Origin of the sequence: Serratia sp. B501, from assembly GCF_051172315.1 — a bacterium.
GTDB lineage: Bacteria > Pseudomonadota > Gammaproteobacteria > Enterobacterales > Enterobacteriaceae > Serratia > Serratia ureilytica.
The window spans coordinates 176,258-200,207 of record NZ_JBPIZB010000002.1 but is presented as its reverse complement, the minus strand read 5'-3'; the positions used below and the strand labels follow the sequence as shown (position 1 = coordinate 200,207).

The 23,950-nt window shown below is 49.3% G+C and carries 16 protein-coding genes; all 16 read left to right on the top strand.

The genetic code is table 11. From position 1 onward, the window contains the following. Positions 1-1,323, top strand: a complete 1,323-nt coding sequence (locus tag ACSBQV_RS07385; RefSeq protein WP_099783564.1) for a hypothetical protein — start codon at positions 1-3, stop codon at positions 1,321-1,323. A 37-nt stretch (positions 1,324-1,360) separates the two neighbouring features. Further along, the gene (locus tag ACSBQV_RS07380; RefSeq protein WP_033650762.1) at positions 1,361-2,425 is read left to right on the top strand and encodes a glycosyltransferase family 4 protein; all 1,065 of its coding nucleotides are present in this window, start codon (positions 1,361-1,363) and stop codon (positions 2,423-2,425) included. Between the two features lie 173 nt (positions 2,426-2,598). After that, the gene (locus ACSBQV_RS07375) at positions 2,599-3,759 is read left to right on the top strand and encodes a glycosyltransferase family 4 protein (protein ID WP_099783566.1); all 1,161 of its coding nucleotides are present in this window, start codon (positions 2,599-2,601) and stop codon (positions 3,757-3,759) included. A 15-nt stretch (positions 3,760-3,774) separates the two neighbouring features. Next, positions 3,775-5,190 carry a mannose-1-phosphate guanylyltransferase/mannose-6-phosphate isomerase gene (locus ACSBQV_RS07370; protein WP_099783685.1) on the top strand — a complete coding sequence of 472 codons (1,416 nt, stop codon included), beginning with the start codon at positions 3,775-3,777 and terminating at the stop codon, positions 5,188-5,190. A gap of 58 nt (positions 5,191-5,248) precedes the next feature. Beyond that, entirely contained in the window at positions 5,249-6,622 is a 1,374-nt protein-coding gene (cpsG, locus tag ACSBQV_RS07365; protein WP_033650612.1) for a phosphomannomutase CpsG, read from the top strand. A 119-nt stretch (positions 6,623-6,741) separates the two neighbouring features. Next, positions 6,742-8,136, top strand: coding sequence for an undecaprenyl-phosphate glucose phosphotransferase (gene wcaJ, locus ACSBQV_RS07360; RefSeq protein ID WP_033650763.1), 1,395 nt, complete (start codon positions 6,742-6,744; stop codon positions 8,134-8,136). 72 nt (positions 8,137-8,208) lie between these two features. Further along, complete coding sequence (locus tag ACSBQV_RS07355; RefSeq protein WP_241900188.1) at positions 8,209-9,555, top strand: cellulase family glycosylhydrolase; 1,347 nt, start codon at positions 8,209-8,211, stop codon at positions 9,553-9,555. An 80-nt stretch (positions 9,556-9,635) separates the two neighbouring features. Continuing rightward, positions 9,636-10,706, top strand: a complete 1,071-nt coding sequence (locus ACSBQV_RS07350) for an acyltransferase family protein (RefSeq protein ID WP_033650613.1) — start codon at positions 9,636-9,638, stop codon at positions 10,704-10,706. Positions 10,707-11,353: 647 nt separating this feature from the next. Further along, positions 11,354-14,347, top strand: coding sequence for a beta strand repeat-containing protein (locus tag ACSBQV_RS07345; RefSeq protein ID WP_099817908.1), 2,994 nt, complete (start codon positions 11,354-11,356; stop codon positions 14,345-14,347). Between the two features lie 380 nt (positions 14,348-14,727). Next, a complete protein-coding gene (locus ACSBQV_RS07340) occupies positions 14,728-16,494 on the top strand; it encodes a type I secretion system permease/ATPase (protein ID WP_099783568.1) in 1,767 nt (588 codons plus the stop codon). A 54-nt stretch (positions 16,495-16,548) separates the two neighbouring features. After that, positions 16,549-17,880 carry an HlyD family type I secretion periplasmic adaptor subunit gene (locus ACSBQV_RS07335; protein WP_099783570.1) on the top strand — a complete coding sequence of 444 codons (1,332 nt, stop codon included), beginning with the start codon at positions 16,549-16,551 and terminating at the stop codon, positions 17,878-17,880. Between the two features lie 2 nt (positions 17,881-17,882). Continuing rightward, entirely contained in the window at positions 17,883-19,262 is a 1,380-nt protein-coding gene (locus ACSBQV_RS07330) for a TolC family outer membrane protein (RefSeq protein WP_099783572.1), read from the top strand. Between the two features lie 456 nt (positions 19,263-19,718). Continuing rightward, positions 19,719-20,732, top strand: coding sequence for a UDP-glucose 4-epimerase GalE (gene galE, locus ACSBQV_RS07325; protein WP_099783574.1), 1,014 nt, complete (start codon positions 19,719-19,721; stop codon positions 20,730-20,732). A gap of 487 nt (positions 20,733-21,219) precedes the next feature. Next, the gene (gene galU / locus ACSBQV_RS07320; protein WP_033650619.1) at positions 21,220-22,107 is read left to right on the top strand and encodes a UTP--glucose-1-phosphate uridylyltransferase GalU; all 888 of its coding nucleotides are present in this window, start codon (positions 21,220-21,222) and stop codon (positions 22,105-22,107) included. Positions 22,108-22,420: 313 nt separating this feature from the next. Continuing rightward, a complete protein-coding gene (locus ACSBQV_RS07315; protein WP_019454384.1) occupies positions 22,421-23,188 on the top strand; it encodes an ABC transporter permease in 768 nt (255 codons plus the stop codon). Then, positions 23,188-23,928: an ABC transporter ATP-binding protein gene (locus tag ACSBQV_RS07310; RefSeq protein ID WP_033650620.1), complete on the top strand. Its 741-nt coding sequence runs from the start codon at positions 23,188-23,190 to the stop codon at positions 23,926-23,928. The genes ACSBQV_RS07315 and ACSBQV_RS07310 overlap by 1 nt, the downstream gene beginning before the upstream one ends. Positions 23,929-23,950: the final 22 nt, after the last annotated feature.

Here is a 23,950-nt window from a genome sequence, read left to right as displayed (position 1 = left end):
ATGGGATTCTCATCGAAAAAATTCGCAGACTATTTTGTTATCACCTATCTGGTAGTAATTTCAATCAGTGGGGTTATCAATATCGTCGCTCACAATACGACGCGCCTGATACTGCTTTATAAAGATGTCTATTCATTGGCATTACCGGCGTTTTTGCTGCTTTATCTGGCGGCCAATAAGAGTAGAACCGGCCCGGGTTTTAGAAGCTACCTACTGCTGTTTATTGGCATGGTTATGCTTTCCCTGTCATATGTTCTTATTTCTATTCTTAACAGCAATTTTAAAATTGGTAACGTCGTTACGCAATTCCGCTTCGAATTGTTTACCTATTCGTCGTTGCTGGTTGCCGCACTCTTGGTGTGTCTAGAGCCTGAACATCGCATGAAATTGCTGATGAGGCTGATTAAAGTTTACGTCATAGTCACCGTTGTCAATGCTATTTTCGCCATACTGGAAAGCGTGTTTTCAGGTTTGCTTTATGCGCTGACCGGGGTAAGTCCTGGATTGCAATTTACGCAAGTGGGAAAAGATAATGGGCTGATTTTACGTACCGCAAGCGGATTCTTTAGGGCGATAGGTCTTTTTAGTAGTCCTTTTACACTATCTGAGTTTTTATTCTTCGGTCTCATATTAAGTCCATTTGTTAGTAAGAAAAATCGCTTGAGATATATATTGATTGTCTCGGCCGGTATTGTCTGTTCCACATCGAAAACAGCTATAATTATGGCCGGTATTTATTTTGGCTATCTGTTTGTTCGTCGATTCCTATCGTTGAAAGCCAGTTTAGCCAGTGTGGTGCTTGTATGCGTGGCATTGTCATCATTCTTCTACGCAACCATGACGGACATGGGGATCTATAAATCTATCTATTCAAGCGATAATAATTATGCAGAGCAAAGTATTCTGGAAAGGATCTTACTGATTGAAGAAGTGAGAAATAGTGACACCTATTCAATTTTTACCGGAGCAGGTTACGGCGTTAACGGTAATGCCGCGGTCGGTGATGATGCTGCGCTGCCGTTGGACAGTATCTATATCTTCTTGCTTTCCAACTATGGCGGAGTGGGAATTTTCATCTTCTTACTTGCTGCGTCAATTATTTTACTGAAACTGTATAATAAAGTCCGCTATGGACAGTTCTACACGGGCGTGTTCCTGTATTGGATGATTTCGCTATCTATCAACTTAGTTTATAACAACCCGATTACTAATTATCCAGGGTATGTTTTCTCGATTATTATTTCTGCTTTGCTTTTGTCATTTAGACAAGATGAGTTTTCTAAGGTGGCTGATGCCCAAAGGCTCCAAGCGCAGACACGATAAGCTTGAATTGTATAGTGGCGTCGTCATAGAGGTATATATGATTGTTGTTAATGCACGATTTCTCACACAAGAGTTAACAGGGGTGCAGCGCTTTGCTGAACAGATTAGCCTGGCGCTACGGGAACTACGCGACGATATCGTTTTTGTTTCACCTGGTGACATAAAGAATACGAAGGCTGCTGAGTCGCTCAATGTAAAGGTGGTTGGACATCGAACCGGGCATCAATGGGAACAACGAGACCTGCCAAAATATCTGAAAGCCAATGGCAATCCATTGTTGATCAATTTAGGGAATACTGCGCCGCTGTGGTATAAGAATAAGGTCGTGACTCATCATGACGTGACTTATAAGAAATTCCCGCAGAGCTATTCTAGAAAGTTTCGGTTGATGTATAACCTGCTGATTCCCATCATGCTAAAAAACAGCCGTGCACTATTGACCGTTAGTGAATTTTCTAAAAAAGAAATTACGACGGCTTATGGTTACAATCCGAAAAATACCTTTGTGATCGCCAATGCTGTATCCGATCTTTTTTCTCGCAGAAGTGTCGAGAGTGCCAGCAATACTGATGAGCGTTTTCTGTTGGCGGTTTCTTCGCCTAACTATCATAAGAACTTTCATGGTTTACTGGCCGCTTTTTCTGCCGCATGTCAAAATACGGATGTTAAACTTAAGATTATCGGTGGAAAGAATAAGAATTTTTCAGGCATGGATTTCTCTGGCAATGATGAGAACGCCATGAAGAATGTTGAATTCTTAGGGCGAGTCACCGATGAAGAGTTGGTGGCGATTTACCAACGCGCTTTAGCGTTTGTTTTTCCTTCGTTCTATGAAGGCTTTGGTATTCCTCCATTGGAAGCCCAAGCTTGCGGATGTCCCGTCGTTTCGTCGAACCAGGCCTCCTTACCCGAAGTATTGGCGGATAGTGCCCTGTATTTTAACCCGTATAAGCATCAGGAAATGGTTGATGCACTGAATAGAATTATCAACGATGAATCGTTGCGCGAACAGCTCAAAGAGAAAGGGTACAACAACATCGGTCATTATTCCTGGCTTGAATCGGCCAAGAAGTTGGAAAATATTATCACTCAGTTGAGATAGCGCTAGGGTATTAGGCATTCGGTAATTGTAGAACGTTATTATGAAATTACGGATGCCTGGCATATCTGAAGAGACGTTGAGAAGATATCATTCAGCGATTCAGAAAAGCCGAATCATTAGTGAAGAGTATTCTTGTATTGGGATTTCAAATTTAAGGTGAGTTGGGGAGAGGTATGTCTGAACAGAAGTCGTTAAATGTCGGGGTCGTAGCCGATTGGTTGGTGACCTACGCAGGGGCTGAGCGCGTAATAAAAGAGTTTATTGACATATATCCCGATTCTACTCTCTATTCCGTGGTCGATTTTTTGTCGGATGCCGCTCGACAACAGATTCACAACAAGCATGCCACAACCACATTCATACAAAATCTACCGAAAGCCAAGACCAGCTACCAAAAATATTTACCTCTGATGCCGTTGGCTATTGAGCAGCTTGATGTCTCCTCTCATGATGTCGTGCTATCCAGCAGTCATGCTGTGGCCAAAGGCGTTCTGACTGGACCCGATCAGCTGCATATCAGCTATGTGCATTCGCCCATCCGTTATGCCTGGGATCTGCAGCATCAATACCTGCGCGAGGCTAACTTGATGAAGGGCATGAAAGGGCGGTTAGCTAAATGGTTGTTGCACAAAATTCGCATGTGGGACTATCGTACCGCTAACGGCGTCGACCATTTTATCGCTAATTCACAGTTTATTGCGCGTCGTATTAAGAAAGTGTATGGCCGTGAAGCTGACGTTATTTATCCACCTGTTGATGTGGATCGATTCTTACTTAATGAAAACAAGGATGATTTCTATTTTACGGCGTCGCGAATGGTCCCTTATAAGCGCATGGACTTGATCGTTGAGGCTTTCAGTGCGATGCCTGACAAGAAGCTGATCGTGATAGGCGACGGCTCGGAGATGGCGAAGATCAAAGCCAAAGCGGGCAAAAACGTTGAGATCCTGGGGTACCAGAGCAATGAGGTATTGCAGGATCACATGTCCAGAGCCAAAGCGTTTGTTTTCGCTGCTGAAGAAGACTTCGGCATTACGCCGGTAGAGGCGCAGGCATGCGGGACACCCGTTATCACCTTCGGTAAAGGTGGCGCGTTGGAAACCGTGCGTCCGTTTGGCGTCAGCAATCCTACCGGGCTTTTCTTCTCAGAACAAACGGTCCCTTCGTTGGCCGCTGCCGTAGAGCAATTTGAGAAAATACAGGACAAAATCAGCCCTGTTGACTGTCGTACTCAAGCCTGCAAATTCTCTGCGGAACGTTTTCGCAGTGAGCTGACCGAATACATTAATGCCAAATGGCATGAGTTCAATACCGCGAAAACCATAAAATACTGATCGGTGAGATTTATTATGAGTAATATTTATCCTGTAATTATGGCTGGCGGTACCGGAAGCCGTTTATGGCCTCTTTCAAGAGAATTATTTCCGAAACAGTTTTTAGCGTTGTGCAGTGAATTTTCCATGTTGCAAACCACGGTCAACAGACTTGATGGGTTGGAGATATCAAACCCGCTGGTGATCTGCAATGAAGAGCACCGTTTTATTGTTGCAGAACAGCTGCGACAGATTACTCGTTTATCCCACAACATTATTTTGGAGCCGGTTGGGCGCAATACGGCACCGGCCATTGCACTGGCCGCGTTGCAGGCGACCGCTGGCGGCGAAGATCCCTTATTGCTGGTTTTGGCAGCAGATCATGTTATCCAGAATGAGGAAGCATTCCGTACGGCTGTATTGCAAGCGGTGCCTTATGCTGAAGCAGGAAAGCTGGCGACCTTCGGGATTGTGCCGACCGGTCCGGAAACAGGGTATGGTTATATCCATAAAGGTGAAAGTATTGATGGGGCGCTTGCCTCTCGGGTGTCCCGCTTTGTTGAGAAACCGAATCTGTCGACGGCTAAAGAGTATCTTGCCAGCGGAGAATACTTATGGAACAGCGGGATGTTCCTGTTTAAAGCCAGCCGTTATCTCGAGGAGTTGAATAAATTTCGTCCGGATATTTTGGCTGCGTGTCGTCAGGCCTTGCTGCATACGGCGCCGGATCTGGATTTTGTCCGTGTCGATCGCGAAGCCTTTATTCTTTGCCCGGATGAGTCCATAGACTATGCGGTGATGGAGCAGACAGCGGATGCCATCGTGGTGCCGTTGGATGCGGGGTGGAGCGATGTCGGTTCCTGGTCGGCGCTTTGGGACATCAGTGCGAAAGATGCAAACGGCAACAGCACCTTTGGTGATGTGTTGCAACATGATTGTTCAAATAACTATATTCGTGCCGAACATAAATTGGTCGCAACGGTAGGTGTAGATAACTTGGTTATCGTTGAAACCAAAGATGCTGTGTTGATCTCGAATAAAGATAAAGTGCAAGACGTTAAAGAGATCGTCAATCATCTGAAACGTGGACAGCGTTCGGAATGCAAGCAGCATCGTGAGGTCTACCGCCCATGGGGCAAGCATGACGCCATTGCGCAAGGCGAGCGTTTTCAGGTACGTAAGATAACGGTTAAACCTGGCGAGAAACTCTCATTGCAGATGCACCATCATCGTTCAGAGCATTGGGTGGTCGTTTCTGGTACCGCCAAAGTTATAAAAGGCGGTGAGACGAAGTTTGTAACTGAAAACGAATCTATTTATATTCCATTAGGTACTGAACACTCATTAGAGAACCCAGGGAAAATTGCATTGGATTTGATTGAAATTCAATCCGGCTCTTATTTGGGTGAAGACGATATTATTCGCATTGATGATAATGGAAAATACAAATAACGGTGATGTGTCTTAAGCGTGACATGTTTTCGTAAATTTTTTTGGTAAGGATTTTTAGATGACTCAAACTTTAACTTGTTTCAAAGCATACGACATTCGTGGCCGGTTAGGTGAGGAGTTAAATACGGATATTGCCTATCGTATCGGTCGGGCTTACGGTGAGTTTTTGCAACCACGCGAAGTTGTGGTTGGTGGCGATGTTCGTTTGACCAGTGAAGAGCTGAAACTGGCGCTGGCTGAAGGTTTGCGTGATGCCGGCGTTGACGTACTGGATATCGGGCTCAGCGGTACCGAGGAGATTTATTTCGCGACTTTCCATTTGGGTATTGATGGTGGCATTGAAGTGACCGCCAGCCACAATCCTATGGATTACAATGGCATGAAGCTGGTGAGAAGCCAGGCCAAACCGATCAGCGGTGATACCGGCTTACGCGATATTCAGCGATTGGCCGAAGGGAACGAGTTTGCCGAAGTGGATCCCTCTGCGCGTGGCAGCTACCGTAAGATTTCCGTAGAGGATGCCTATATTGAGCACCTGCTAGGCTATATCGATGTCAAAAATCTGAAGCCGCTTAAACTGGTGGTCAATTCCGGCAATGGTGCAGCAGGGCATGTGATCGATGCCATTGAAGCACGTTTCAAGCAACTGCAAGTTCCGGTCGAATTTATCAAGGTTCACCATCAGCCGGATGGTAATTTCCCTAACGGTATTCCTAATCCTCTGTTGCCTGAGTGTCGTGAAGATACGGCGCAAGCGGTTCGCGCGCATGGTGCTGATATGGGCATTGCGTTTGATGGCGACTTCGATCGTTGCTTCCTGTTTGACGAGAAGGGCGGCTTTATTGAAGGTTACTATATTGTTGGCCTTCTGGCTGCGGCGTTTCTGGAGAAAGAAACCGGTGCCAAAATCATTCACGATCCGCGCTTAAGCTGGAACACGATTGATGTGGTCAACGCCAGCGGTGGCGTGCCTGTCATGTCGAAAACCGGCCATGCCTTTATCAAGGAACGCATGCGTAAGGAAGATGCTGTCTATGGCGGTGAGATGAGTGCTCACCACTATTTCCGCGAGTTTTCTTATTGCGATAGCGGCATGATCCCATGGCTCTTGGTTGCCGAATTGCTTTGTCTGAAGAATATGTCCCTCGGACAATTGGTGGCCGATCGCATGGCTGCCTACCCGGCTTCCGGGGAGATTAACAGCCATCTGCAAGATCCTCAGGCATCGATTGATAAAGTCCTGGAATGCTATCGGTCTGATGCGCTGCTGTTCGATCACACCGATGGTATCAGTTTGGAGTTTTCTGACTGGCGATTCAACTTACGGAGCTCGAACACGGAGCCGGTGGTTCGCTTAAACGTTGAGTCGCGGGCGAATCCGTCATTGATGCAGCAGAAAACAGAGGAAATTCTTGCCTTGCTCCGCAGTTAAACTCTGCACTTACGCTATATTGGAAGTTCGGGGCTGTATTGCCCCGGCTTTAGGAATATAGGTACCAGAGAAAACTAACAAAAGGCATCTATACTATGCTAGCGAATAGGCCGTTATCTATGAATGGTTTCCGTCGTGGGAGTTTGCATACCAATGCGTCCCTGACATCAATGTTGCAACGATTTTCCGATATTTTTATCGTTTTTTGCGGGCTCTACTTATCCTGTCTGATTTCAGGAACGCGCTTCGCCATACAACACTGGGTTATGGTCTTAACGTCGATTGTGATATTTCAAATGATCGGCGGCATTACGGATTTTTATCGTTCCTGGCGCGGTGTGCGAGCAGGGTTAGAAATTCGGCTTATTATCCAAAACTGGACGATAAGCTTGGTGATGACTTCGGGCGCTGTTGCATTTGTCAATGATTTTAATAATGAATATATAGTATATATTCAATGGTACTTATTTGTTTGCTGCGGTTTAGTCATTACACGCAGCACTATCCGTTTGATGCTGGGATATATGCGGAATTTAGGATTTAACACCCGTAATATCGCCATCATGGGATCGATGCCGGTTGGTATTCGGCTCGCGGAAACGTTGAGTGATGCGCATTGGATGGGATTCCGGGTACTGGGTATCTATGATGACAGTGCAGAGCCATTGGACAGTGTGATCGAACGCCGTGGTGATTTAGCGCAACTAATTGAGGACGCTAAGTGTGGTCGAATTGATCGTATTTATATCGCGATGCCTATGGAGCAAGAAAAGCTGATCAAGGATACGGTGACTGAACTTTCCGATACCACGTGTTCCGTGATGCTGATTCCAGACATATTCACCTTTAATATGTTGCAGTCGCGCTCGGAAGAAATTAACGGCGTATCCGTTGTCTCGTTGTTTGATACACCAATGAGTGGTATTAACCAGGTGATAAAGCGGGTAGAAGATATTGTTCTCTCCATTTTTATCCTGCTCTTTATTTCACCGGTACTGGTGTTGATTTCAGCCGCAGTGAAGTTTACTTCTCCCGGCCCGGTGATTTTCAAACAGCGCCGATACGGCATGGATGGCAAGGCGATTGAAGTGTGGAAGTTCCGCTCCATGAAGGTAATGGAGAATGGCGATAAAGTCGTTCAGGCGACAAAGGGCGATTCGCGGGTGACACCGGTGGGAGCATTTCTTCGCCGTACTTCACTCGATGAGCTGCCACAATTTATCAATGTGCTGAAAGGCGACATGTCGATTGTAGGGCCACGCCCTCACGCCGTTGCGCATAATGAGCAGTATCGTAAGTTGATCAAGGGTTATATGCTGCGGCATAAAATGAAGCCTGGCATCACAGGTTGGGCCCAGATAAATGGCTGGCGGGGTGAAACCGACACGCTGGATAAAATGGAAAAGCGTGTTGAATTTGACCTTGACTACATTCGGAACTGGAGCGTTTGGTTGGATGTAAAAATTGTTTTCTTGACGATATTTAAAGGGTTCGTCAGTAAAACAGCCTATTAATTACTCTGATGGTAAATTGCCTCATCGGGCTTCCTGTTCAACAGGTTGCCTGGGGGCGTGCAGGAGGTCGCGTTGAAAATCCAGCCTGGTACCACACGTAGCCCCGTAAACGGCTATGCGAAAATAGTAAAAGCATGCGCGGTTGCGGGTGCGTTATTGTTCGGTTCATACGGATACGCGAATGCGTTTGAGGTGGGTGTGAACGTACATTTGCGTCACTACCCCAAACCGACAGACAACTATCTGTCGTTAATCAAGGAGTATGGCTTTACTTCTTTCCGAGCCGGCTATTTGTGGGGATTGGTAGAGCGAACACCCGGTACGATGAACGTCGCAGATCCGTTGACTAAGGAAGATGATGCTTATCAACACGGTCTCTCTCAGTATGGGTTGAATTCTTTACTCATTCTCGCCTACGGGAATACCGCCTATAACGCACCTGACTACCCCACAACGCCTGCGGCTATCGATGGATTTGCCAATTATGCATACTGGACCGCAAAGCGCTTTAAAGGAAAGGTAAAATATTACGAAGTTTGGAATGAGTGGACGGTGGGAACCGGTATGAGTAAAAAAACGGCCATTCCTCCGCCAGAAGTGTTTACAGAGCTGGTTAGGAAGACATCCGCCGCCGTAAAACGCGCAGACCCTGATGCCATCGTTCTCGCCGGTTCGCTTAATCCTCTGGGGCCGGCGGGGCTAAGTTGGTTCGACCAATTGATGAAGCTAGGCATACTTAATGATATTGACGGTATCTCGTTGCATCCTTATTCCTACCGTTTGCCGGACTTAGCGTTAAGAACGCCAGAGGATAACCTCAACGCTATCGATAAATTTGAGCAAAGGGTGAAAGCCTTCGCCAAGAAAAGCGTCCCTGTTTACATTACAGAGATGGGGGTGCCGACTTACAATGGCCCCGGTGGATTAAGTGATGCTGCTGCGGCGCAATACGTTGTTAAGTATACGATGTTGGCTAAATCGCGACCGTATATCAAAGGTATTTGGTGGTATGATCTCATTGATGATGGTGACAACCCGGCAATCAATGAACATCGGTTTGGCTTGCTAAATCGACAGGAACAACCAAAAGCTGCCGCATTGGCTTACGAAAAAATTGCCAAGGTAGCGCGCGATTTCACCGTAAGTGACTACAAAGCATCGTCTGACGGCGTGATAAGTATTGCGTTGAAGGGCAGCGGTAATCAGTATGCGATGCTCTATTGGCAAAAACCGCAAGTGGTGCAACCTTCAGCTCAGGCAAATGGTTTGAGATCATTAATCAGCAGCGCGCCAGTACAGAAGACGAAAGAGTCTGCCGCCCAACCGTTGATTGAGTTAAACAGCCAGAAAACTGTGTTGCAAGGAGATACTCCCGTGTTGATGTTATCCGATAAGCCTATCTCATCGCCGACGCGTTAATATTCTTTTTTACTATTTTGGGCTTTTATTTTTCCTGGATTATGACTGATAAATATTTTTCTCAACATCAGGTGGTTTCTATGCAAATAGATAAACAGGCGAAAACCACCGCTGACAATAAAACTCCTGTTCGTTTGGACTATGTAGACTCGATACGAGGGATTGCGGCTATAAGTGTAGTTATTGCCCATTTTCTGGTGCCGATTTACGGTTACGATAAGTATATTTTTTCCCATGTTTTTGATATCGGTAAAATAGGTGTCGTATTATTTTTTATTATCAGCGGGTTTATCATTCCCTTTAGTTTTCGTCGTGAAAACGGCGGTGTTCAAGCCTTCTTCATCTCGCGCTTTTTCAGGCTTTACCCTGGATATTGGTTCTCGTTGTTTTTGTATCTTGTTGTTTCTTATTGCTTTGGTGAGCAGTTCCCCTTGCGGCAAATTTTGGCCAACATCACCATGTTTCAAACGGCTTTACACGTGAAAGATATTGTCGGCGTATATTGGACGCTGTTTATTGAACTGGTCTTTTACATCATGTGTGTATTTGCCTTCATTCTGGGATTACTCAACAAGGTAAGATTCAATTTTATTTCTGCGCTTGTCATGTTAGGTGTTGCTCTGGCGATGGGAGTTGCCAGGCATAAACTGGATGCTGCGTTTCCTGTCGCTCTGCCGCTTGCATTGTCACTCATGATGTTTGGCGGTTTATGGCGTTCATATTTGTTGGAAGGCGATCTATTCGCTAAAAAACAGGCGATTTACTATATCGCGATTTTTGCTTGCGTCATTCCGCTAGTCAGTTTCTATTCCTATGGTTCGGAGCCCGGGCATACGATGAGATATACTTTGACGTATTATTTCAGCATGCTGCTGTTCATCCTGTTGACAACGCGGCTAAAAATTCATAACAAATTCATGGTGCTCATGGGTGTTATTAGCTACTCTATTTATCTGATTCATCCTAGCCTGTTGATTGTATTCGAACATCTGACAGCTAATTTCGATAATGGCGCTCGCTATTTTTGGGGGAGCGTCGGGGCGACTTTAACTTTGCCGGTTTCATATTTGGTATACAAATATATCGAGTTGCCATCGATCCACTTTGGCAGAAGAGTTAAGTCCAGCTTGGTCAAAGCGATGCCTCTCTGAGCATGTTTGCTGCAATTACCTGATTCATTTCTACAGGTATTATCTATGGGCATCTTCATCACCATCGATGAAGATGCCTTTTTTTATGCCTGTTTCCCGCCTTCATCACCGCGCTCCAACTTTTCAACGCTCATGTAATATCTTTATTCTTCAATGAGATAGTTTTTATCTTTATATCACTTATGCCCCTATCCCCCATCCCTCCGCGGCGACTAACCGGCATTGCACGTCTGAAAAAATCCTCTCTATTTAGTATGGTTTTTCTCTGTCTAACTTAGGTTTGAGCCATCACTGAAGCGATCTTTATATGAAAATGGCAATATCATTGCCATTTTATTCGAAGTTTAAACAAATCATCTTATTAACCATCGCCTTACCGTTAGATGTGCTGCGTTTAATTGACATAACAATAATCTCATTGCGTTCCTTGACAGATCCGGTCATCAGATACTTTACTCAGTAAATAACTATGGGCGCGTTTAGGAGAGTTATTTAGCTGGAATTGATTTTATTGCTATTAATTTGATGTTGAGTTTACAGGCAAGACCAAACTTCTTTAAATTCAGCAGCTAAGCTTATGTTGCTGAACATCGAAAGTTGTGTGGAACGTTCTTTTTACCTTATCTCACTTAGATTAGGAGTTTTTTATGGCTTCTCTAGCATCTCAGCAGCAGGCGGCGGCGATCTACTATTCGGTTTTGGGACGTACTCCGTCTCTGACCGAGATCAACACCTATGGGCAGCAGCTCGAGGGTGGCACACAAACCGCAGCGCAACTGGCACAGTTCTTCATCAGCTCTTCCGGCGGGAATGCGCTCTATTCTGGGAAAACCGACTCGGAAATTCTGCAGATTATCTATACCCGTGAGTATGGCTCTGCCGCCACATCTCAACAACTGACTGATTTCCTGAATGGCAACACCCTGAGTTCGGCGGTTTCCAATGTCGTCAGCGGGTTGCTGAACTACAGCGGTAGCGACGCCACGATATTGGCTCAACAGACCGCATTCCAAAACACGGTTAACACGTTGCTATATCCTTCGACGGCCTCCGCTGCCTTAGGGCAGGGTGCATCGGATATTCAAGCTATTTTGCATGTTATCGGTTCGACCGTGACTGCCGATGCTGTCAACTATTTTGGCGCTAAAATCAATGCCGGGATGACGATCACTCAGGCCGCGGCCGCCAACATTGCGGGACGTTCTTACCTGACTTCGCTGAGTGATGACGCATTTATCGCCCGTCTGTTCCAATTTGGTTACGAGCGTGCGCCATCCTCTGCCGAATCTGCCAGCTTCCTGTCATTGCTGCAGGGGGGCGCGACTCGTGCCGATCTGGTGGTTGATATTATCCAGGCATTGCGTGGCACCGTCGCGGCCGGCGATCTGACGGCGCAGCAACATTTCAATAGCGCTACGACCGTGTACCAACCAGGCCATCTCCCAGGATTGGCGTTCCAGGAACAAATCGCGGCTGTCTACCTGGGCGTTCCGGAACGCGGCGTTGATGCATCCGGTTTAGACACCTGGAGCAAAGCGTTAGCCGCCGGCATGTCATATAACTCATTGATCGGTAACCTGGTTAGTTCTTCCGAGTTCCAACGTAAGGGCGGGCAGTTAACCGGCACTGATTTTATCCAGCATGTTTTCACCGCGGTGCACGGCGTTGCCGCCACGACGGCCCAATTGGCTATTTACAGCGCATTGGGCTCAGACAAAGGGATCATTACCCAAGCGATTATTAATGATCTGCGCTCTTCGACCGCAACGGATGCGGCAACCGTAACTCAACAGCATGCTTTCGAATTCGATATCGGCACCAGCTTGTTGTATAAAACTAATGCCAATCTGTCTGTTACGGCGGGGGGCGGCAACGGCACCGGCACCGTCAATACCGGCGCCAGCCATGCGTTGAGCAATGCGGAGACCGCGGTGTTGACCAACGTGGTGTTGAACGCCAACGCCGCCAGCCTGGTCAACCTGAAGTTCGCCGATCACTTAGCCAACCTGACCATCAACGGCACCAGCGCGGCAACGGTGAATCTGTCTGACAACGGCGCCAGTTCTGGGGTTGCTGTCACCGTCAACAACGGCAACGTGATCCTGAATGCCAGCTCCGGCGCAGATAACGTGGTCGTCACTTCGACGGCAAACATCGCGACAGGTACCGCGCAGTTTAACCTTGGCGCCGGCAACGACAGCCTGCACTGGGCGGGTAACGCCGTCGCCGGCGCGGCGAACACCGTCGCCAATACCGTCAAGGCTGACGGCGGCGCAGGGACGGACTCCATCTCCGCCAACTTCATCACCAAAACCGTGGTGACCAACCAGAACGCCCTGGGCGTTCGTACCAGCACCGTAACCAGTAACGCCAACAACTTCTCGAACTTCGAGCAGATTGATCTGACCGGCTATATCGGCAAGTCTGTCGGTACGCTGATTACGACACCGCTGGTTGGTTCACCGACTACCACTACCGTCACAACACCGACCAACACCTTCGACTTTGGCCTGACCAACGGCACGTCCACGGTGGAAGGCACCACGGGGGGCACTGTCACCCAGAACGCGGCGGCGACCAACCTGGGTGCGCAAGGGTTTGTGATCTCCGGCCTGGCTAACGTCAACGTCATCAACGCCGCCGGCGGCAACGCCGCGCAGCTGGAAGTGAAAGGGGACGCGACCTCCGCCAGTACGCTGAACTTCACCTTCGTGCAGAATGCTACCGATCACTTCAACATCAACTTTGATGCGGTGAGCTCTGCCAACGTGAATGCTGGCGCCATCAGCCTGAACAGCAGCAGCAGCGTTCTGTTGGGGACGGCATTGACGACGGTGAACGTGGCTTCCGGCGGGACCGGTGCGTTCAGCAATATTCTGTCTCTGGCAGGCACCAACGCGCAGGTTCAGAATATCAACGTGACCGGCGACCATGCGTTGAACCTGACCGTGGGCGCGGGCTACAGCAACGTGCGCGACATCAATGCCTCTGCCAATACCGGTGGTTTGAACCTGGATTCAAGCCATGCGGGTACCGGTGACGGTATTATCGTGCAGCTGCTGAAAGCCTTGCCGTTGAGTGCGGCTACCACGGCGCTGCTAACTCCGCTGCTGAACACGCTGGGTCTGAACGGTTACCAATTGACGGTGGAAGGGACGTCGACGACCGACAGCTTCAACGTGCTGGGTAACACCACGCTGACTGGCGGTAACGGAGCGAATACTTACGATCTGAAATCCAGTAACTCGCAGGCGGGGGTCACCATCACCGACTTCAGCACCGCGAAAGACAAGATCGTCGATGCCGCTTCCGGCCTGACCTTGTCCAATACCGGCACTGCGGTATCAGACTACGGTACTCGCGCTGCAGATACGCTGGATGCGCTGTTGGGATCGTTGGTTGGCGGTCTGACCACCGGCGTCGTCGGCCTGTTGGGCGGCATCCTGGGGCTGAGCAATCCAAACTCGCTGACCGGGAAAGTGGGTGTGGCCTCTGTGGTGTTCAGCGGGACAGGTAACAATGCTGACTCCTATGTGATTATTGACAATAACAATAACCACACGCTGGATGCCAACGATACGGTCATTTACCTGACTGGCCAGAACCACCAGCAATTGGTGGATACTCTGCACTACGCCTAAGGGTAAAGTTGCAATAACAAATAGTTCCACATGGAACTATTTTGGATTAAATAATGCGGGGGCGTAATCCCCCGCATGTTTAATTTTGTGAGCGGCGTCATCCTCTCTAAGTTATTCCATTTCGTTATCTTCCCTTCTTGCTTTTATTTTCTCATATCACATTGTTTTATTAGGGTTTTATAAGGCACGGCGATCGGCTTTTTTTTTATAGCTCACCTTGCCGGTTTTCACTTTCTCTACCTATAGTTAACGAAAGTATCTGCAGTCTCGGGCATTTCTTTGGGGTGAGCCTTCTCGGGATAATTCTTTTTTTAGGAATTTCTTTAGGGAGGGGGTCAATGCGGATTGGACTGACAGTGCACATGATGTAAGGGCAGAACGTGAATCAATTTATCCCGCGCAACGAAATTGCGGATGTTATACGTACACGCAGCAAAGTCTTCTGGACCGTTGGTATATTTACTGCGTTTATTAACCTGTTAATGCTGGTTCCTTCCATTTACATGCTCCAGGTTTACGACCGGGTGCTGCCTTCGCGCAATGAAATCACGCTGTTAATGCTGACGCTGATCATGTTGGGTATGTTCGGCATGATGTCCTTGCTGGAATACGTACGCAGCATGGTGGTGATCCGCATCGGCAGCCAGCTGGACATGCGCCTCAATACGCGCATTTATACGGCGGCTTACGAGGCGAATTTAAAGAACGGCTCGTCTGATGCCGGCCAGATGCTGAGCGATCTGACCAACGTGCGCCAATTCCTGACCGGTAGTGCGCTGTTTGCCTTCTTCGATGCGCCCTGGTTCCCGATCTATCTGCTGGTGATTTTCCTGTTTAACCCTTGGTTGGGGCTGTTCGCCCTGGTGGGCTCCTTGCTGTTGATCGCTCTCGCAGTGATCAACGAAGTGGTGTCGAAGAAGCCGCTGGCGGATGCCAGCCGGCTTTCAATCATGTCAGGCAACCTGGCCAGCACGAATTTGCGCAATGCCGAAGTGATCGAAGCTCTGGGGATGCTGCCTAACCTGAAGGGACGCTGGTTCGGTTTACACCAGCGCTTCCTGAATAGTCAGCGTATCGCCAGCGAGCGGGCATCGCGGGTGACATCGATCACCAAGTTTGTGCGTTTGTCGCTCCAGTCGCTGGTTTTGGGGCTGGGGGGCTGGCTGGCGATCGATGGGCACATCACGCCGGGCATGATGATCGCCGGTTCCATCTTGATGGGGCGCACGCTGGCGCCGATCGAGCAAGTGATTAACGTGTGGAAAAGCTGGAGCTCTGCCAAGCTGGCTTATCAGCGCCTGGTGCGCTTGCTGGAACAGCATCCGCCGCGCGGTACCGGCATGTCGCTGCCGCGGCCGGAAGGGGTGATTTCCGTTGAAGGGGTGACCGCCACGCCGCCGGGCTCGAAAGGGAGCGCGGTATTGCATAACGTCAGCTTCGCCGTTCAGCCGGGAGATGTGCTGGGGATTATTGGGCCAAGCGCCTCCGGCAAATCGACGCTGGCGCGTCTATTGGTCGGCATCTGGCCGGTGAGTGAAGGCATCGTGCGACTGGACAATGCCGACATCTACCAGTGGAACAAGGACGAGTTGGGACCCTATATCGGTTATCTGCCGCAGGATATTGAACTGTTCGCCGGCAGCATCGCGGAGAACATCGCCCGCTTCAACGAGCTGGACTCGGAGAAAGTGATTGAGGCCGCCAAGTTGGCCGGCGTGCATGAGCTGATTCTGCGCTTCCCCAATGGCTATGATTCGGTGATCGGCAGCGGTGGCGCCGGGCTTTCCGGCGGCCAGAAACAGCGTATCGGTTTGGCGCGTGCGCTGTATGGCGATCCGTCTCTTATCGTGCTGGATGAACCCAACTCCAATCTGGATGATGCCGGTGAGCGGGCGTTGAACCAGGCCATTACGTTCCTTAAACAGCGCAATAAAACGGTGATCCTGATTACTCACCGCACCAATCTGCTGGCGATGACCAACAAGCTGTTGCTGCTGGTTAACGGGAACGTCAATGCATTTGGCCCAACGCAGCAGGTATTGCAGGCCCTGGCGAATGCGCAAAAAGCGCAGGTGCCTCCGCAGGCGGTGCGTGCGGTGAACTCCGAGCCGGATGAAGGCGATATCCCTAAAACTCAAACTAATTAAGCCGTGAACTCGCCTGGCGGCGCCGTTGCGTCGCCGGCAGTCAAAGGAGTTGGTATGTCTACGCATATTGGCGAGCCGCATGACTCGTACTCAGAACAGATCCCGTTGGATGAGCGTCGTTATACCCGCCTGGGGTGGTTGGCGCTGGGAGTGGGCGTGTTCGGCTTTTTGGCCTGGGCGGCGTTTGCGCCTCTGGATAAAGGGGTGGCGTCGCCGGGCTCGGTAACCGTTTCCGGCAATCGTAAAACGGTGCAGGCTCCGGCCAGTGGCATCATCAAAAATATCGCGGTGAAAGACGGCGATAAGGTGAAAGCCGGCGAGGTGCTGGTGCAACTGAGCCAGGTGCAGGCGCAAGCGCAGGTCGATTCGCTGCGCGATCAGTACTACACCACCTTGGCTACCGAAGGGCGCCTGCTTGCTGAACGGGACGGGCTGGGCAATGTCACGTTTTCCCCGATCTTCGCCAAGATCAAGGATCAGCCGCGCGTCGCGGAGATTATTGCGCTGCAAACGCAGCTGTTCGCTTCCCGCCGCCAGGGGCTGCAAAGTGAAATAGACGGCTATAAGCAGTCGATGGACGGGATCCGCTTCCAGTTGAAAGGCCTGCAGGATTCGCGTGCCAATAAACAGATCCAGCTTTCCAGTTTGCGCGAACAGATGAACAGCATGAAGCAGTTGGCCGCGGATGGATACCTGCCGCGCAACCGCTACCTGGAAATTCAACGCCAGTTCGCCGAGGTGAACAGCAGTATCGACGAAACCGTCGGGCGGATTGGCCAATTGCAAAAGCAACTGCAGGAATCTCAGCAACGCATCGATCAGCGCTTTGCTGATTATCAGCGCGAGGTCAGAACGCAGCTGGCGCAAACCCAAATGGACGCCAGCGAGTTCCGCAACAAGCTGCAAATGGCCGATTTCGATCTGGGCAACACTGCCATCACCTCACCGGTGGACGGCACCGTGGTCGGATTGAATATCTTCACTCAGGGGGGCGTCGTGGGAGCGGGTGACCACCTGATGGACGTTGTGCCCAGCCAGGCGACTTTGGTGGTGGATTCTCGCCTCAAAGTTGACCTGATCGATAAGGTGTACAACGGGTTGCCGGTGGATCTGATGTTTACCGCCTTCAACCAAAACAAAACCCCGAAAATTCCGGGAACGGTCACGTTGGTTTCCGCCGACCGTCTGGTCGACAAAACCAATGGCGAACCCTACTACCAGATGCAGGTCACGGTCTCGCCGGAGGGCATGAAAATGCTCAATGGCGAGGACATCAAGCCGGGGATGCCGGTGGAGGTGTTCGTGAAAACGGGGTCGCGCTCGCTGCTGAGCTATCTGTTTAAACCTATTTTGGATCGCGCTCATACTTCATTAACCGAGGAATAATTTTGATTCATTCAAAACGACAGGCTGCCGGTCTGGTTATCGGCACCCTTTTGTTTGCGATGTCTGCGCCGGTTTATTCGATAGGGATTTTAGACGCATATTCGCTGGCATTAGAAAAGGACCCGACCTTCCGGGCGGCTATAAAAGAGAAAGAAGCGGGAGATGAGAACGAAAATATCGGCAGGGCGGGGCTGCTGCCGAAGGTATCGCTGAACTATCAGAATTCGCCGCGCAACTGGCAGACGCAAAAGTATCCGGCGAGTGACATTTTCGGCAACAGCCTTGGAGAGGCAACCAAGCGACAACAGTATCGCAGCCATTCCAGTTCGATAACGTTGACGCAGCCGCTGTTCGATTATGAGGCCTATGCGCGTTACAAAGGCGGCGTGGCGCAGACGATGATGTCGGATGAACGCTATCGTGGCAAACTGCTCGATCTGGCGGTGAGGGTGATCAGCGCGTATGTCGAAGTGGCCTATGCCAAAGATCAAATCGCCTTGGCCGAGGCGCAGAAAGCAGCTTATAAAGAACAGTTGGCGTTGAACGATCGTCTGATGAGCGCGGGTGAGGGGACCCTGACCGACGTCTCCGAAACGCAGGCGCGCTACAGCCTGGCAGAGGCGCAGGTGATAGAAGCGCGCGACGCGCTGGACGCTGCGCAGCGTGAGCTGGAGGTGATCATCGGCGTGCCGTTGAATCAATTGGATGAGCTGCAGAGCTTACGGCCAGGGCAATTCAAGGTGGCGCCGCTGATCCCGTCGAAGTTTGAAGAGTGGCAAAAGATCGCCCTGGAAAACAACCCAGTGCTGGCCGCCTCGCGCCATGGCGTCGATGCGGCGAAATACGAAGTGGAGAGAAACCGCGCCGGCTTTATGCCGAACGTGCAACTTTACGCTTCGCATTCGGAAAACGACTCCAGCAGCGATAACACGGTTAACCAGAAATATCGTACCGACAGCATCGGCGTGCAGGTGAGCCTGCCGATTTACTCCGGCGGCGGCGTGGCGGCCTCCACCCGGCAGGCCGCGGCGCGCTACGGCCAGGCGATGGCCGAAATGGACACGCAAGTCGGCACGACGCTGAACGATCTGCGCAAGCAGTTCAATCTGTGCATCAGCAGTCGTGCCAAACTGGCGGCCTACGAATTGGCGGTGAAGTCGGCGACTACGCAGGTGACGGCGACCCGGCAGAGCGTGTTGGCGGGGCAGCGCGTCAACGTCGATGTACTCAACGCCGAACAGCAGCTCTACAGCGCCCAGCGCGATTTGGCTTCTGCTAAATACACTTACATCAAATCCTGGATCACCCTATTGAGTGACTCCGGCACGTTAGACGAGAAAGATGTACTGCGCGTGGCGCAGTATTTTGCCCGTAATCGCTAGAGGTTATTCCACTATAAGCATGACTCTGAAAGAGCAGCGTTAAGCTGCTCTTTTTCAATTTCATGCGTGTATTTCTCAGGTTGTGTTTACTTGTTTTTTATTTGATTCATAAAGAATGTCTGCTTGGGCTTGGGCTTGGGCTTGGGCTTGGGCTTGGGCTTGGGCTTGGGCTTGGAATGCGGTCATGCTCCTGAGAGGGTATCGAATTCTGCCGAAAGATAACGAGAAGCCACCCAAGCGCGATTCCACGCTCACCCCCAGGAAAAGGTGATGCTGCAGTTAACCCTTTATCGCTCAAGAGGCGCACATACCGTTTTCGCTTCATGCGTGAACCATTGAGCTGTATTATGCGTTTTGTCATCAATGGATGGTTTGCGTGAACGTCTCATGAAACAAACGGTCTTCTTATAGAACGAGTAACTATGCTTCGATGCTATCGAAGCGTAAGGGGTTGATATGGCAATTTTAGTTACCGGTGGCGCTGGTTACATCGGATCGCACACCGTGCTATCGCTTCTGGAGCGTGGCGAGGACGTTGTGGTGCTGGATAATTTGTCCAACTCATCTGCGGAGTCATTGCAGCGCGTGGAGAAACTGACGGGGAAAGCCGCGGTGTTTTATCAAGGCGATGTTCAGGATACTGAATGCCTGCATCGTATCTTCGGCGCGCATGATATCACTGCCGTGATTCACTTCGCCGGCCTCAAGGCTGTTGGAGAGTCAACGCGCAAACCGCTTGAGTATTATCAGAATAACGTCACCGGCACGCTGGTACTGTTGGATGCTATGCGCCGTGCCGGCGTACATGATTTCATCTTCAGTTCCTCCGCCACTGTCTATGGTGCCAATTCGCCGGTGCCTTATGTTGAAACGACACCGATCGGCGGCACGACCAGCCCTTATGGCACGTCTAAGCTGATGGTGGAGCAGATCCTGCAGGATTTCGCTAAGGCTGAACCGCAGTTTTCGATTATTGCCTTGCGTTACTTCAACCCGGTCGGCGCTCATGAATCGGGTTTGATCGGCGAAGATCCTAACGGTATTCCCAATAACCTGCTGCCTTATATTTCGCAGGTGGCTATCGGCAAACTGGAGAAGTTGGGTATTTTCGGTGGTGACTATCCAACAAAAGACGGCACGGGCGAGCGCGACTATATTCACGTTATGGACTTGGCCGACGGTCATCTCAAAGCGATGGATCATCTGGCGAAGATCAGCGGATTTAAGGCTTATAACCTGGGGGCTGGTGTAGGGCACTCGGTGTTGGCGATGGTTCAGGCATTTGAAAAAGCTTCCGGCGTAACGATCCCTTACCAAATCTTGCCTCGCCGCGACGGCGATCTGCCTGCTTTCTGGGCGAACGCGGATCTGGCATATCAAGAGCTAGGATGGAAAGTACGTCGGAATATTGATGACATGATGCGCGACACTTGGAACTGGCAGAAGAAAAATCCGCAAGGGTATAAGTAAGAAAACTGATATAAAGTTAAGCAACGAAAAAGCCCACATCTCGATGTGGGCTTTTTCGTTGTTGGTCATGAAGATACCGGGGAGTACTTTTTTTGTAATTAATAATCATTCTCAATTAACCAGTGTTTTTATTAGCGTGCTTATTAAATTTTGCTTTTTTTGGCCACTCTTACCCTGCGGTAGCAAAAATGGCACCTGGCGTCAGGAGGTTTTTAGGACAAGTTTGAAAGCATGAATGGTTTATTTTTTATTGTTATTCAGTGTGTTAGGATTTTTCTTGGTGGCTGGCGGTTACTGCATAGACAAATGACGTTTTGTCTATGTGGCGTTAATGTATTAACTTCCCACATGGGTGTATAATTCAGCCCGAAGAAAATAGAGGTCTCTTGGTTGCATAACCAAGGACGGCGATAACGTCGAAATGTTATCGCGATAATTTTGACATGTTGCATTAATGAAACTGAAGTCGTTGGGAGCCCCCACAGATATGCTGAAAGCTGTCATTCCCGTTGCCGGTCTTGGTACCCGCATGTTACCGGCCACTAAGGCGATTCCTAAGGAAATGCTACCGGTTGTCGACAAACCTCTTATCCAATACATCGTAAATGAATGCGTCGCCGCCGGTATTAAAGAGATTATTCTGGTTACGCACTCGTCAAAAAATGCTATTGAAAACCATTTTGACACCTCGTTTGAATTGGAAAGCATGCTGGAGTCACGCGTTAAGCGCCAACTGCTGGAAGAAGTTCAGTCTATCTGTCCGAAAGGCGTGACCCTGATGCATGTGCGGCAGGGGCAATCCAAAGGGTTGGGCCATGCGGTACTCTGTGCCAGACCCCTGATCGGTGATGCGCCGTTTGCCGTGTTGCTGCCGGATGTGCTGATGGACGACATCGCCTCTGATCTGACGAAAGATAACCTCGCCAGCATGATCGCTGAATTTGAAGCGCACGGTCGCAGCCAGATCATGGTAGAACCTGTGCCAGAAAAAGACGTGTCCAAATACGGCGTGGTTGATTGTCGCGGCGTGGCCGTGGCGCCAGGCCAAAGCGTGCCGATGCATGCGATCGTCGAAAAACCCTCGCAGGAAGAGGCTCCTTCAAATTTGGCTGTCGTTGGCCGCTATGTTTTGGCTGCTGATATCTGGCCGCTGCTGGAAAAAACGCCTTATGGCGCTGGCGGTGAGATCCAGCTTACCGATGCTATCGCCATGCTGATGGAGCAAAAACCGGTTGAGGCTTTCGCCATGGTTGGGCGTTCGCATGACTGCGGTGATAAATTAGGTTATATGAAGGCCTTTGTTGAGTATGGTCTTCGTCATCCGACGCAGGGTGAAGCATTTTCTGAGTGGTTAAAGGGGATGTTGCAGGCTTAAGCGTCTGCTATACCTGACGAATCCAGCCGATTCCTAAAGTAAAATGAATTGGCTGGATGTAGCTTGAGGGCAGGTTACACGCGCTCATCGCGCTGTGTAGCGAACTGGGTGCAGGAAGTTTTCCCGGTTATGAAGTAAAATCAACAGGTTGTTTTAAGTGTGCTCTGGTTGCCGCAATGCCAGGGGCGGTAGCGTGGTTGCGATTAGTTCAGCAACGCATTCTACCCGTCATGCCATCTGGCTACGCTGGACCTGAAGACGTACGGCCATGTTTCATCTGTCAGGGAATTTCAATCTTAAATCGAGTTTTTATATGAAGTATAGCTTAGGTTATCTTTGGGATTTGGCTTCGGTCATCACAGAGAAAGAATTAAAAGTAAGATATAAAAGCAGCTTCTTTGGCTATTTATGGTCAATTGCTAATCCATTACTCTTTGCTATGATCTATTATTTTATTTTTAAATTGGTCATGCGGGTTCAAATACCAAACTATACCATTTTCATTATTACAGGCCTGTTCCCTTGGCAGTGGTTTGCCAGCTCAACGACTAACTCCTTGTATTCGTTTATCGCAAACGCACAGATCATCAAAAAAACCGTATTTCCGCGTTCGGTCATTCCTTTTAGTAATGTCCTGATGGAGTGTCTGCATTTCCTCTGCACGATTCCGGTCATTATCTTCTTTCTCTATGTCTATGACATGCGTCCATCAATTGATTGGCTTTGGGGGGTTCCGCTTATCGGCATTGCGCAGATGATGATGACCTTCGGGATCGCGATGATGTTATCGACGCTGAATCTTTTCTTCCGCGATCTGGAACGTTTCATCACGCTGGGTATCATGCTGATGTTCTACTGCACGCCGATTTTGTACTCCGGTGATATGATTCCTGAACAATATCGCTTCCTGATTGATTTTAATCCACTGGCTAACATGATACTGAGCTGGCGTGATCTTTTTATGAATGGCGTAATTGATTATCACCAGATAGGCATGCTTTACGGATATGCGTTGCTGTTCATTATCATTGGTGTCAGCATTTTCAATAAGTTGAAGTACAGATTTGCAGAGATATTATAATGAGCGTAGCTATAGAATTTAAAAATGTGACTAAGCGCTATCCATTATACCATCATATTGGATCTGGCATTAAAGAGCTGATTTTTAACCCGCGTCGTGCACTAAGCTTACTGAGCGGTCGTAGTTATCTGGCGATTGAAGATATCAGTTTCCAGGTTAAAAAAGGCGAATCGGTTGCGCTTATTGGCCGAAACGGTGCGGGGAAGAGTACGTCGCTTGGTTTGGTCGCCGGTGTGATGAAACCGTCATCCGGTTCTGTTCATGTAGTTGGCCGTGTGGCTTCGATGCTGGAGTTAGGCGGTGGGTTTCACCCCGAGCTGACTGGCCGTGAGAATATTCGACTGAATGCGACGCTGTTAGGCCTTCGTCGTAAGGAGTTGAAGCAGCGTTTGGATAAAATCATCGAGTTCTCCGAGCTGGGTGAATTTATTGACGAGCCCATCCGAGTTTACTCCAGCGGTATGTTGGCGAAGCTGGGTTTCTCTGTCATTACGCAGGTTGATCCAGATATTCTGATTATCGATGAGGTTTTGGCAGTCGGGGACATCTCGTTTCAACGCAAATGTCTCGAAACTATTAATGAGTTCAAGAAGAAAGGGGTGACAATTCTTTTTGTTAGCCATAATCTTCGTGATATCGAAAAAATTTGCGATAGAGTCATCTGGATAGAAAACCATAAGATGAAAGTTATGGGTGAGGCTCATACTGTTATAGCGCAATATAAAGAAGCAATGAGTTGAAATTCATAACCGTGATTGCCAG

What these genes read in the sequence shown, in the direction of transcription:
- ACSBQV_RS07345 (WP_099817908.1), top strand. Translation starts at nt 11,354, where the DNA reads ATGGCTTCTCTAGCATCTCAGCAGCAGGCGGCGGCGATCTACTATTCG.
- ACSBQV_RS07370 (WP_099783685.1), top strand. Translation starts at nt 3,775, where the DNA reads ATGAGTAATATTTATCCTGTAATTATGGCTGGCGGTACCGGAAGCCGT.
- ACSBQV_RS07380 (WP_033650762.1), top strand. Translation starts at nt 1,361, where the DNA reads ATGATTGTTGTTAATGCACGATTTCTCACACAAGAGTTAACAGGGGTG.
- ACSBQV_RS07350 (WP_033650613.1), top strand. Translation starts at nt 9,636, where the DNA reads ATGCAAATAGATAAACAGGCGAAAACCACCGCTGACAATAAAACTCCT.
- ACSBQV_RS07315 (WP_019454384.1), top strand. Translation starts at nt 22,421, where the DNA reads ATGAAGTATAGCTTAGGTTATCTTTGGGATTTGGCTTCGGTCATCACA.
- ACSBQV_RS07335 (WP_099783570.1), top strand. Translation starts at nt 16,549, where the DNA reads ATGTCTACGCATATTGGCGAGCCGCATGACTCGTACTCAGAACAGATC.
- wcaJ (WP_033650763.1), top strand. Translation starts at nt 6,742, where the DNA reads ATGAATGGTTTCCGTCGTGGGAGTTTGCATACCAATGCGTCCCTGACA.
- galE (WP_099783574.1), top strand. Translation starts at nt 19,719, where the DNA reads ATGGCAATTTTAGTTACCGGTGGCGCTGGTTACATCGGATCGCACACC.
- cpsG (WP_033650612.1), top strand. Translation starts at nt 5,249, where the DNA reads ATGACTCAAACTTTAACTTGTTTCAAAGCATACGACATTCGTGGCCGG.
- ACSBQV_RS07375 (WP_099783566.1), top strand. Translation starts at nt 2,599, where the DNA reads ATGTCTGAACAGAAGTCGTTAAATGTCGGGGTCGTAGCCGATTGGTTG.
- ACSBQV_RS07310 (WP_033650620.1), top strand. Translation starts at nt 23,188, where the DNA reads ATGAGCGTAGCTATAGAATTTAAAAATGTGACTAAGCGCTATCCATTA.
- ACSBQV_RS07385 (WP_099783564.1), top strand. Translation starts at nt 1, where the DNA reads ATGGGATTCTCATCGAAAAAATTCGCAGACTATTTTGTTATCACCTAT.
- galU (WP_033650619.1), top strand. Translation starts at nt 21,220, where the DNA reads ATGCTGAAAGCTGTCATTCCCGTTGCCGGTCTTGGTACCCGCATGTTA.